9 protein-coding genes are annotated in these 12435 nt (G+C 65.2%); 2 read left to right on the forward strand and 7 right to left on the reverse strand.

Features of this window, described 5'->3' with window-relative positions; all coding sequences use genetic code 11:
- The first annotated feature begins 111 nt into the window (after window positions 1-111).
- On the forward strand, window positions 112-1107 hold the full coding sequence (locus tag RWX45_RS01175) for an acyl-CoA thioesterase (protein ID WP_316021964.1): 996 nt from the start codon (window positions 112-114) through the stop codon (window positions 1105-1107).
- Between the two features lie 282 nt (window positions 1108-1389).
- Window positions 1390-2850 carry an Ig-like domain-containing protein gene (locus RWX45_RS01180; RefSeq protein ID WP_316021965.1) on the forward strand — a complete coding sequence of 487 codons (1461 nt, stop codon included), beginning with the start codon at window positions 1390-1392 and terminating at the stop codon, window positions 2848-2850.
- 330 nt (window positions 2851-3180) lie between these two features.
- On the opposite strand, the gene ettA is transcribed toward RWX45_RS01180, so the two are convergent.
- The 7 genes from ettA to RWX45_RS01215 form a co-directional block, all read right to left on the reverse strand.
- Window positions 3181-4863, reverse strand: coding sequence for an energy-dependent translational throttle protein EttA (gene ettA / locus RWX45_RS01185; protein ID WP_316021966.1), 1683 nt, complete (start codon window positions 4861-4863; stop codon window positions 3181-3183).
- A gap of 407 nt (window positions 4864-5270) precedes the next feature.
- Complete coding sequence (prfB, locus tag RWX45_RS01190) at window positions 5271-6392, reverse strand: peptide chain release factor 2 (protein ID WP_316021967.1); 1122 nt, start codon at window positions 6390-6392, stop codon at window positions 5271-5273.
- A gap of 177 nt (window positions 6393-6569) precedes the next feature.
- The gene (locus tag RWX45_RS01195) at window positions 6570-9179 is read right to left on the reverse strand and encodes a DEAD/DEAH box helicase (RefSeq protein WP_316021968.1); all 2610 of its coding nucleotides are present in this window, start codon (window positions 9177-9179) and stop codon (window positions 6570-6572) included.
- A complete protein-coding gene (locus RWX45_RS01200) occupies window positions 9179-11080 on the reverse strand; it encodes a site-specific DNA-methyltransferase (RefSeq protein WP_316021969.1) in 1902 nt (633 codons plus the stop codon). The genes RWX45_RS01195 and RWX45_RS01200 overlap by 1 nt, the downstream gene beginning before the upstream one ends.
- A 45-nt stretch (window positions 11081-11125) precedes the next feature.
- Entirely contained in the window at window positions 11126-11656 is a 531-nt protein-coding gene (locus tag RWX45_RS01205) for a glycosyltransferase (protein ID WP_316021970.1), read from the reverse strand.
- A complete protein-coding gene (locus RWX45_RS01210; RefSeq protein WP_316021971.1) occupies window positions 11653-12075 on the reverse strand; it encodes a peptidase T4 in 423 nt (140 codons plus the stop codon). The genes RWX45_RS01205 and RWX45_RS01210 overlap by 4 nt, the downstream gene beginning before the upstream one ends.
- Before the next feature lie 83 nt (window positions 12076-12158).
- Window positions 12159-12435: pilus assembly protein (locus RWX45_RS01215; RefSeq protein ID WP_316021972.1), on the reverse strand; the 277-nt coding region annotated here is incomplete at its 5' end.

Genomic DNA, 12435 nt, shown 5'->3' on the forward strand with positions numbered 1-12435 from the left:
CGACCTGGCCGAGTGCCAGCGGCTGGCCGGCATCGCCACGGCGTCGGCCACCGCCGAGGAGGCCCGACAGGCGGTGCGCGCCGAGCTGCCGATTCTGGAGGAGCTCGGTCTTTGACAACGCCATACCCCGTTCCCCCCGCAACCACCGAGCCCCTCGGGTCCGTCACCAGGATCCTGGCCCTGGAGGAGGTGACTGACGCGGGGGGCGGGGTTGACGCGTTCACCGGTTCCTCACTGCCGCAAATCTCCGGGCGCATTTACGGCGGTCAGGTCGTCGCCCAGGGCCTGCTGGCAGCGGCAGCCACCATGGTCGACGACGGCGATGGGCCGCGTCTGCCGCACTCCGTACACGCCTTCTTCATGCGCGGCGGCAAGCCGGGTCAGCCGCTGCGCTTCGACGTCGAGCGCATGCATGACGGCCGCTCCTTCTCGCAGCGCCGCACCACGACCACCCAGGACGGCGTGCCGATCCTCACGATGGTCTCCTCCTTCCAGGAGGATCAGCCGGGGACCGAGGTGCAGTTGGATGCGCCCGACGTGCCGCGGCCCGAAGAACTCACTAGTGCCTTGGAGATCTTCCGGTCTATCGATCACCCGGTGGCCAAGTTCCTGGGACGCACCACCGCCTTTGACATTCGTCATGTCGAAGGCAATATCTATCTGCGACCGGGCCAGCGTGTTCAAGGACGACAGCATCTGTGGGTGCGCTCACGCGGTGCGATTCCGCAAGCTGCCTCCCAGACGGTTCATCGGGCGCTGCTCACGTATATGTGCGACCAGGTCATGCTGGAGCCGGCGTTGCGCAGCCAGGGGTTGTCCTGGCGCAGCGAAGGCATGAGCTTGGCTACTCTGGATCACGCTCAGTGGTTTCATCGGAAGGTCGACGCCGGCGATTGGCTGTTGTTCGTGCAGGACTCCCCCACGTCCCAGGGCGGCAGGTCGATGGCGCGCGCCGAAGTATTCGACTCGCGCGGCCGTCTGGTCTCCACGATTGCTCAGGAGGGCATGATCCGCACGCCTACCGCCACTTCTCATGGCAGCGGGGAATGGGCGATCCGCGTAGCTGAGGGCGACGACGGGGGGCCGATTCCCGACGCCTCCGCCTGACATTGTCAATCGGTGGACATATCCCGCGCACCAGCACCATCAGCTCAGGTCGCTGATCCGCATGCGGTCGGGAGATAAAACGCGCCAGCGTACCGCGGTTCCCCATCCGGAAACGCCGATGTTCCGAGTTACGTAGGCTATGATATCCAATTGAGGCTTGTCCCTGCGGAGCTCCCATCGCTCTGAAGCTCGATGACCTGTCACCGTGTAGCGAGTATGCGGCGTGTCCGTGGCGATCGGCTCTTCCCCTGCCGTCCTTCTATTGCTTAGAAAAGGAGCAACATGCGTTCCCGCGTAGCATCGCGTGTGCTGGCAGTGCTCGCCCTGGGGGCACTGGTCCTGGCGGTGATCGTCCCCGCGGTGTTCACCACCTCGGCACGTGCCGCCGATGATTCCACCTGTGCCCCCACCACCGAGTCTCCAGACCTCACACTCCTGAAAAACAATCAACCGGTCTCCGCCGATAACCCGGTGCGAGCCTGGGAATCACTGACGCTACAGTTCGACTTCGCCCTCGAAGACGGCCACTGCGCCGGCCAGCAGTACACGATCGACGTGCCCGATGAACTGCAGCTTGATTCCGGAACCACCTGGAATCTCAACACCGAGGATGGCGACGTCGTCGCCACCATGACCTATGTGGATGGCCAGCTGGTCATCACGCTCACCGACTTTGTTGAAACCCACAACAACGTCACCCTGACCGGTTGGGTTGAAACCCAGATCACCAGCAACATCACGTCCAACACCACCAACCCCCTGACGTTCAACGCCAATGGGAAGACCACAACGATTCAGGTTCCCACTGGCAAGTGCGTGGGCGACTGCTCCAAGATGCCCACCACTCTGAGCAAGTGGGGCTCGGCGAGCGCCGCAGACGAAAACGGTTACCGGACCGGCAGGATCACGCTGCAGTTCCCCGCCGTGACCCAGGAAATGGCGGGCGACGCCGACTATGTGATTGCGCAGTGGGAGGACACCCTGACCTCCGGTTCGCAGGCATTCAGCTGCCCCGCTTCTGTTTCCGGCACCAGCTATGCCGGTCGCAACGAATGGGGAGATCCCGTTGATGGCACCACCGCCGTTGTGGAAGTAACCGACTGTGGGGACACCACCATCAAGGGAACCATACGTATCCCGGTGGGCCAGTTCGCCCGAGTGTGGATTCCGGTGACCTTCCAGGGCGCCGGCCCGTGGACCGACGAGGCCTCGACGACTATCGCCGGTGTCACCCACACCGACACAACGACCGTGGTTCGTCGCGACGGAGGCGGTAGCGCCAACGGCGAGCGCCAGGTCGTGCCGACGCCGACCGAGTCGCCCACGCCCAGCGAGTCACCTGTACCGAGTGAGTCTCCGACGCCGTCCGAGTCCCCGACTCCGAGTGAGTCGCCCGTACCGAGTGAGTCACCGACGCCGTCCGAGTCCCCGACTCCGAGTGAGTCGCCCGTACCGAGTGAGTCCCCGGCACCGTCCGAGTCGCCCGTACCGAGTGAGTCGCCCACGCCGAGCGAGTCACCCGTACCGAGTGAGTCACCGACTCCGAGCGCCTCGGCGTCCACGCCGGTCGTCGCCACCGCCACCACAACCACCAGGGCTGCGGTGCCGGCGGCCACCACCACGAAGCCGGCTCGTCCCGGTTTGGCCCGTACCGGCGCGAACGGCCTGGGCCTTGTCCTCGGCGCCGGCTCCCTACTGATCGTTGGTGCGGCGATGCTGCACCGCGCCCGGGCACGGGAGTGAGCTGGTAAAACCCTCACAGGGTTTTTGCCCGACACATGTCAGCGGGGCCGCGGATCATGGTGATCCGCGGCCCCGTTCTTTACCGGTGTCTCACGTCCACGCGGCCTAGCCAGCAAGGCTCCCGCGGGATGCGCCGTCGCGTGAGCACGGGCGCATCCCGCCGGGGGTTTCAGTCGCGCGTGTTGTCGCCACAACTCCAAACGCGACTCCATCACCTCACAAGCACGAGCAAGCTCGGCTTGGCTCGGTTCAGTCGCGCGTACTCGGCCTGCGGCCTCTTACACGCTTCAATCGGCTCGGCAGAGCCATCAAGCTGTCTCTGCCCTCGCCTCAATCGCGTGTGAGCTTGCGGTAGGTGACGCGGTGGGGGCGGGCGGCCTCGGCGCCCAGGCGCTGGACCTTGTTCTCCTCGTAGGCGGCGAAGTTGCCCTCGAACCAGTACCAGGAGGCCGGGTTCTCCTCGGTGCCCTCCCAGGCCAGGATGTGGGTGGCCACGCGGTCGAGGAACCAGCGGTCGTGGGTGATGACCACGGAGCAGCCCGCAAAGTTGAGCAGGGCGTTCTCCAGGGAGGAGAGGGTCTCAACGTCGAGGTCGTTGGTGGGCTCGTCCAGCAGGATGAGGTTGCCGCCCTGCTTGAGGGTGAGCGCCAGGTTGAGGCGGTTGCGCTCGCCGCCGGACAGGACGCCGGCGGGCTTCTGCTGATCGGCGCCCTTGAAACCGAAGGAGGCCACGTAGGCGCGCGAGGGCATCTCCACCTGGCCGACCTGGATGTAGTCCAGCCCGTCGGAGACGACCTCCCACAGGGTCTTCTTCGGGTCGATGCCGGCACGGTTCTGGTCGACGTAGGACAGCTTGACCGTCTTGCCGATCTTGAGCTCGCCGTCGTCGAGCGGCTCCAGGCCCACGATCGTCTTGAACAGGGTGGTCTTGCCGACTCCGTTGGGGCCGACGATGCCAACAATACCGTTGCGCGGCAGCGTGAAGGACAGGTTGTCGATGAGGGTGCGGCCGTCGAAGCCCTTCTTGAGGTTGGTGGCCTCCAGGACCTGGTTGCCCAGGCGCGGGCCCGGCGGGATCTGGATCTCCTCGAAATCGAGCTTGCGGGTGCGTTCGGCCTCCGCGGCCATCTCCTCGTAGCGGGCCAGACGGGCCTTGGACTTGGCCTGGCGTCCGCGCGCGGAAGAGCGCACCCACTCCAGCTCGTCCTTGAGGCGCTTGGCGAGCTTGGCGTCCTTCTTGCCCTGGACCTCCAGGCGCTTCTCCTTGGTCTCCAAGTAGGTGGAGTAGTTGCCCTCATAGGGGTAGAGGTGGCCGCGGTCGACCTCGGCGATCCACTCGGCCACGTGGTCGAGGAAGTAGCGGTCGTGGGTGACGGCGATGACGGCGCCCTTGTAGGTGCTCAGGTGCTGCTCGAGCCAGAGCACGGACTCGGCGTCGAGGTGGTTGGTGGGCTCGTCCAGCAGCAGCAGGTCGGGGGCCTCCAGCAGCAGCTTGCACAGGGCTACCCGGCGGCGCTCGCCACCGGAGAGGTTCTTGACCTCGGCGTCGGGCGGCGGGCAGCGCAGGGCGTCCATGGCCTGTTCCAGCTGGGAGTCCAGGTCCCAGGCGTTCGCGGCGTCGAGCTCGTCCTGAAGCGTGCCCATCTCCGCCATGAGGGAGTCGAAATCGGCGTCCGGATCGGCCATAGCAGCGGAGATCTCGTTGAACCGGTCGATCTTGCCCTTGAGCTCGGCGACGCCCTCTTCAACGTTGCCGAGCACGGTCTTGTCCTCGTTGAGCGGGGGCTCCTGGAGGAGGATGCCGACGCTGTAACCCGGGGAGAGCCGGGCCTCACCGTTGGAGGGCTGGTCGATGCCGGCCATGATCTTGAGGATCGAGGACTTGCCGGCGCCGTTGGGGCCGACCATGCCGATCTTGGCTCCCGGGAGGAAAGCCATGGTGACGTCGTCGAGGATGACTTTGTCACCGTGCGCCTTGCGCGCCTTGATCATCTGGTAGATGAATTCAGCCACAGATCTGATACGCCTTTCGAAAGGGTGCGGGCGGTTGATCTGTGCGCCGACGACGTGCCCGGCCCTGTCGGGGCGGCGTTGTGTCGACGGCGCACACCACCGACCAGCTTACGGGAGCCGCGGACCGATAACGACGGCACCGGGCGGTGACCCCGTGCACGTGCATTGGAGCCCGGTGCCGCGACGGGGGCGTGGGCGGGCGGTTGAGTGACCCCGCGCACGCGCAAGATGACGGTTTCCGACCTTGGGGTACGTTTGACGACCCCGGGGAGGTCGGAAACCGTACCCCAAGGTCGGAATTCGACAACCGGCGCTAGAGTCAGCCTCCAAGCTGGCTGCGCCAAGCGGTGCCGGACGACAAGATCGCGGACACCCCGCTGGCGCGAGTCAATGGGACCCCGCGCGGGTTACGCGGCTTCCTGCTCCTGCTGCTTGCGCCAGCGGATGCCGGCGTCGATGAAGCCGTCGATGTCGCCGTCGAACACGGAGTCAGGATTGCCGACCTCGTAGCCGGTGCGCAGGTCCTTGACCATCTGGTAGGGGTTGAGGACGTAGGAGCGCATCTGGTCGCCCCAGGAGGCCTTGACGTCACCGGCGAGCTCGCGCTTCTTGGCGTCCTCCTCCTGCTGCTTGAGCAGCAGCAGGCGGGACTGGAGCACGCGCATGGCGGCGGCGCGGTTCTGGATCTGCGACTTCTCGTCCTGCATGGACACCACCAACCCGGTGGGCAGGTGGGTGATGCGCACGGCCGAGTCGGTGGTGTTGACGCTCTGACCGCCGGGCCCGGAGGAGCGGAAGACGTCGATACGGATGTCGGTTTCGGGGATGTCGATGTGGTCGGTGGACTCGATGAGCGGGATGACCTCGACGGCGGCGAAGGAGGTCTGGCGGCGGCCCTGGTTATCGAAGGGGCTAATGCGCACCAGGCGGTGCGTGCCGCCCTCGACGCTGAGCGTGCCGTAGGCGTAGGCGGCGTGCACCTCAAAGGTGACGGACTTGAGCCCGGCTTCCTCGGCATAGGAGGTGTTGAGGATCTTGACGGGGTAGTCGTGCCGCTCGGCCCAGCGGGTGTACATGCGCAGCAGCATTTCGGCGAAGTCGGCGGCGTCCACGCCCCCGGCCCCGGAGCGGATGGTGACGACGGCGTCGCGCTGGTCGTACTCGCCGGACAGCAGGGTGCGGATCTCCAGGTCGGAGAGGTCCTTGCGCACGGCGGCCAGGTCGTGTTCGGCCTCGGCGAGCAGTTCCTCGGCGTCGGCGCCGGACTCCTCCCCCGCCATCTCCACCATGGTCTCGAGGTCGTCGATGCGCCCGCCCAGCGCCTCCACGCGCTTGAGGTCGGCCTGGGCGTGGGACAGAGCGGAAGTGACCGTCTGGGCGGCATCGGGGTCGTCCCACAGGTTGGGGGCGGCGGCCTGCTCGGACAGCTCGGCGATGCGCCCGCGCAGGGCCTCCGGGTTCGTCACGGCGACGACGGAGGCGTAGGTGTGTCGGAGCTGCTCGATCTCGGAGGGGAAGTCTGTGGCCACGGGCTGAGTCTAGAACAGACGCGGGGTCCGGGCCGACCAGGGGCGCCTGCGCCAAGGGCCGGGTGGCTAAGTCAGGATACGCACCGCCCATCCACCTCAAGAACAATCGCCAGATAGCGCGAATTCAGCGATCCGGCTCTGGAGCACCGGCCCCCGTACCTCATGCAGAGGTCGCGTCTACAGGACGTTGCTGACCGGATGTGCGAAGGTCTTGAGGTCCTCCCACGAGTCCGCGCGGGCTGTGTCTTGCTCGTAGGCGATCAGGTAGCCCCACTTCTGGCCCGCATAGGCGTCCTCTGCTGCCAAGCGCCGCACCAACGCCTCGGCCGCCTGACGCTTGGCCTGCACTCTGGCATCATCACGTCCGCGCTCGCCCTTGCCTTCGATGATCCAATGCACCCCGTTGGTGTCCGTAGCCACGAAGTCGGGGAAGTAGCGATCCTTGGCGTTGTAGTGCACGAACGCCCGGTCTTGCGGATGCAGACGGTGCCACCACACGATTCCCGGTGAGGTGTTGAGCAGGCGGGCGAGCTGGTACTCGCCGGTGAAGGAGTCGAAGGACTCCTCAGCGAACAGCGACTTGAACCAGCCGCCGTACACTCGTCCGCGTACGAACTGCTCGCGAGTCTCGATCTGGTCGTGCACCTTCTCGCCGAGCGGCAGTGTATAACCCGCGCCCGGCATTTGCTTGGGATGGATGCTCGGCACTTCGCGAGTAGCACGCAGGGTCTCGGCAGTGTAGTCCTGCATGAGCTTGAGTAGCTCGTTTCGCGCTGAGTCCAGGGACTTGACGGTCCAGCCGGTGAAAGTCACGCCTTTCATGAACTTCGGTACCAAGAACGTGGCCACATAGCGGGCAGTCTGCCGAGTCTTGGGCACCAACGGCATGTTCATAACTAACTTGACCAGTGCTTCCTGTGCGTCAGCATCATCGACCCGAACCGAGTCAACCTCGGCGCTCTCGCGGTCCTCGGCACGCAGCTTCTTGCCAAGGGCGGCAATGATCTCCTTGCGCAAGAGCACGTCGCCAGCAGACGTGACTCGACGTGCTGCCTGCTCAACCTCGGCATCGTTGACCTCGGACAGATCGATGGGCGGTTGGTCAACGGTCATTGTGGTCACCGGGAACTGATAGGAGACCTCAGCGAAGGCAGGATTGCGCTCAATCGAGACGAGTTCCCACTCAGGCTCCACTTCCGGGCCAGTTTGCGGGTAAGTGATGGCGCGAACGGCGACGCCGGGCAGCCCCTGGTCTTTGCCGTCGCGTCCGTCAAGCGGAACCGTGCCGGGTCGGGATCCAGCGGGCACCGTGCCGTCACCAGCGGGGTGAGTCTCTGTCGCTCGCGGCGCCGGACCCTCAGTTTCACCGACGTCATCGCCAGCAGAGGTTGCACCCGTGCCGCCGTCTGAGGTTCCTTCGGTTACCTTACGGATCACCTTTTCCACCTCGGCTTTATCGGACTCAGAGACCGCTTCCTCCAGTCCGAACTGCTGGAGCACGTTCTCGGCGTTGAGCAGCTCGGTGAAGGACTGGTGGGCGATGATGTCGAGCTGGTCGATCTGCCACACGCCCGTGTAAGCCCCGAACGGCAGACGCAAGCCGCGTCCCATCGTCTGCTGGGTCAGCACCTCCGAGGCCATTGCCCGAAGGGTGACCACAACAGCAATGTTCTTGACGTCCCACCCCTCTTTAAGCTTATTGACACTCACCACGGCGAGGACGGGCGATTCGGATCGGTCGAGTTCGTCGAGGCGACGCTGGGTCAACTCGTCATCGTGCTTGGAATCGACTTGGAGCACGGCATCGTCGCTGCCTAAGTACTCCGGGGTGCGCAGCAGGTCAGCAACCTGGGTGGCGTGCTCGACGTCTGCGCAGACCACGAACGCGACCGCGTTGATGTGGCTGCGGTTCTGGCTGACTGCATAGGAGTCGTAGTAGGCCTGCTTGAGTGCGCGCAGCTGCAACGCGTCCCTCAGCTGCTGCTCCTCGGATGCCTTGTCAATGCCATAGCCGGCCTTGCGGAAGGCCAGCACCGGGGCCTTGACGTACTTATCCTGGATGGCGCGGTAGAGCGGGTACTCGTGGATGACGTGGTCGGTCTTCTTGTCCACCGAGGCGGTCAGACCAATCGCGGCCGCCGGATCGAGCTCCTTGAGCGCCGCATTGAACGCGACCGCGCTGGAACCGTAGAGGTGAGACTCGTCAGCGATCACCACGAGGTCATCGAGCCCCTTGAGGTAGTCGAACAGCACACCGGCGTTCTCGTCGAAGCGGCGCGGCTTGCGACGCATCGCCTCTTGAGCGGTCCCGTGGGTTGCGCCCTCAACATCCTTGGGCGCAATCAATTGCTGGATATTGAAGATAAACGCCAGCATCGGCACTTCTCGCCCGAACGTTAGTCTGGCAGGACCGTTCTGCCGGGCGATCCATGCCGAGTAATCCTGGGGTGTAACTACCTCGGGCGGTACGGCTGAGCCAGAGATGTAGCGGGGCGAGCCCGGGGTGAAGTTCTGCACCGTCTTGGCCTGCACCGTCTTTCCGGGGGTGACAATCACAACGTTGCCGATCCCTTGGCGCCGAAGATATTCCACGAATGCTGCCATCAGGTATGTCTTGCCCACGCCAGTGGCGAGGTTGAGCACCTGCATCACCGACGGGTCGTAGTCGCCGTTGAGGGTGAAGATCAGCTTGCGCAGGGCTTCCTTGTTCGGGGTGCGCAAGTCGAACTCTGAGCTGATTGACTCCAGCATGTCGGAGTCGAAACTGATGTTGAGCTTGGTCGCCATTACTGGTCACCACCCTCGCTGTAGCGGAACACGTCATCCGGAAGGGCGATCACTCGAGAGCCCCTGACGGTGCGCCGCAGGTGTTGCCGCACCCCGTCCATGACAGTAGTAGCGGCCAGCACGATCGTCTCTCCTGGGCGGGCCTGGGAAGCCAACCAATCTACAACCTCGACCGTGGCCACACCCTCGACGACCTTCAGCAGTGCGTTGCCACGGCGGGCATCGAAGACGTAGTCATCGTCGGGGTGCAGCAGCGTGAACCCGAGGTTGGCAGCGACCGACTCAATCAACGTCTGCCCGGTTGCCTCTGAGGTCAGCATCACCCGATCCAGCTGCGGGTCGTAGTCGAAACAGGCGGGCGACAGGTGAGCGACCTGGAAGCCGCCACCACCGCGCCAATTCAGTACTTCCTTGGTGCGTTTCGTCTTGGCAGCAGCCTTCAGCGCCTTCACCAGGGGATCCTTCTTCACCCCCGGGTCATCCGCGATTAGCTTGTTGAGCACGCTCGTGAACTTCGCGGCATCCTCCGGACTGACCCCGTCAGGCAGTTCGACGTCGTCGGCCGCAACACGCTCACCCTTCGTCCGCGTGATCCCACCCGGGTCCCGGTCACCCACGACCTTCTCCAGGCGCGGCCGTGTGAATGTGGTGAAGGTCGATTCCAACAGCTCACACGTCACCCAACGCCGCCCCATCTTCTGCGCCACCGCAGCCGTGGTACCGGAACCGGCGAACACATCCAACACAATGTCACCAGGATTCGAACCAATGTGAATGATGCGCTCTAGGAGATGCTCGGGCTTCGGCGTGGAGAAGGGGGTGTCGGCAGAGATCAGCGCCTGAGCTTCCTTCTTCGCTTGATCATTATGCCCGACTTCCCCGTGAGGCCAATGCGTCTTGGGGACAAGCCCACCCTGAACCTCGGAAAGAAAACGTTTGATTCGTGGGATATTGGTGCCGTCTCCACCAAACCAGAGCCGGTTATCTTCGAGCATCTCACGGTAGCGCGGCTCTGTCATAAGCCAAACTCGCCCCTTGGGAGGCTTGAAAGACAACCCCACTGGAGTGACAAGCTCGTAGATTTGATCAAGGCGAGGATTCTCAGCTGGGTTGTATTGAGCAGTAAAGTCCCCGGAGGTCCAGACTCCACGCGGATCGTTGTCAGGGTTGGCGTAGGCGACAGAGGTGTCAGCGGCATCTCGGGGTAACAAGTTCCGGGAGTCCTTGAAGCGGTTCCGCTCCGATGCGTACACAAGAATAAAGTCACAGGTCTTTGACATGATCGAGCGGTTATCGCGTCCGGCAACCTTTTCCCATGAGATCTGTGCTACGAAGTTGTCGACACCAAACACCTCGTCCATCAGCAGTCGCATCCTGTGGACCTCAGTATCGTCCAAATGCACCCAGATGGAGCCGTCATCAGACAGGAGCTTCTTCATGTGCACGAGCCGGTCACGCATCATGGTGAGCCAAATGGAGTGCTCGAGGTTGTCCTCGTACGAGGCGAATGTCTGCGCTGTATTGAAGGGCGGGTCGATGTAGATGAGCTTGACCTGCCCCACGTACTTCTCGGCCAGTTCGGGCACACGGGTGAGTGCTTCGAGAACGTCTCCGGACTCGCCGAGGATGAGCAGGTTGTCATCCTGGGGCTCAAGGTCGGCACGCGCGGAGTACTCGAACTCGTCCGACTTCGGCGTCTGGGCGCCCTGGACATAGTCGTCGTACACGAGGGTGTGGGTTTCGCAATAGCGAGGATCAGCGGGATCAACCCATGTATAGCCGTACTTGCCGGTTTCGGTCGGGATGAGCGCCTTATCCTTGTTGTGCCAGGTGAGCTGGAGTCGCTGAGCGGTCATCGAGTTGATCTCTCCCTTCGGAGCGGCAGGGAAGGCAGTGACCACGGGCTGAGTCTAGAACAGACGCGGCCGTTCCCCCGACGGGCGCCCTCACATACCGGTTGTGGCGCGGGCGGTGCCGGTGGCGGTGATGGTGAAGCCGGAGGCGGGAATGACGCCCCAAGGTAGGAAGGGCGGCTGGGAGTGGGCAGTCAGCGTGACGACGGCGGTGGCTCCGTCGGGGCTGGAGGCGTCGGCAATCTGCAGGCCCGCCAGGTCAACCGGTTGGGTCGCCAGGTCGGCGGCGGCCGCGGCCCGCACTCCGGCCGCTGACAGGCTGCCGGGCCCGGCGGCGGTGGACGCACCGTCGAAGTAGGAGCCCTCGTCAACCGCGTCCGCCGCGGCGGCTGCGGCCGAGTCGGCCAGAGAGGTGAGGGTCTTGAGGTCGAGGTACACGGCGGTCGCAGAGGCGAGCACCAGCAGCAGGGCCGCGACGACGGCGACGAGTCCGACGCCGAGCAGCAGGGTCTGGCCCTCCTCACCGCCGGCCCGGCGTCGCAGCCGCCCCAGCGCTCCCGCGAGCGCGCTCTTGAACCGCGGCCCGCGGCCCGGCAGCTTCGGTGAACGGCCCCGCAGGTTCATGAGCTTCCTTCTTCGGCGGCAAGGGTGACGGAGCGTTCGGCGTCCATGACGACGACGCCCCGCCCCACCCCGACCGAGGCCAGCACCGGCAGGTCGACGGCCGCCTCGACCCTGACCACCGCCGTGGTGCAGGCGGCGTCCGCACAGTTGATGCTGAGTGCACTGGCGGCGTCGGCGGCGACACCCTGATCGGATAGGGCCAGCCCGGCGGCGACGCGGGCGTGGGCGACAGCGGCGTCGCCCTGTTCCACTTCGAGGATGCGGCTGGCGGCGTCAGCCGCGGAGGCCACGGCGAAAGCCGCCCCCTGTACCTGGGCCAGGGCGATGAGCAGGTACACCAGGGGCACGACCAGCACCACCGTCCAACCGATGAACTCCACCGGCGCGTTGCCCGCCTCTGGATCACGGCCGCGCAGCATCAACGCGCAAGCAGTCCGTCGGTCGCCCGGCCACGCCCGCCGTCCGCCGTTATTCGCACCGCGCCGTCCCGGCGCCCGCGAGCTCACGGCTCGTCTCCGTCCACACCCACCAGGGCCGCTTCATCGACGGCGTGCCCGGTCACGCGCAGCATCCCGCCGGGCCCCAGCAGCCCGAGCACAGGCAGCGGGGCGGCCACATCGACGCGAACCACCCCAAGCCCGTCAACCTGGGTGCGAGTCACGGCCACCGAGTCGACGTAGCCGTCGGCGAGGGCGGCGTCGGCCAGGGCGCGCACGCGCTCCTCCGCTTCGGCGGTGGTCCCGCCGACGAGCGCGGCACGGCGGGCGCCTTCTCCGGCG

Source organism: Actinomyces sp. MRS3W (genome assembly GCF_032465695.1).
GTDB lineage: Bacteria > Actinomycetota > Actinomycetes > Actinomycetales > Actinomycetaceae > Actinomyces.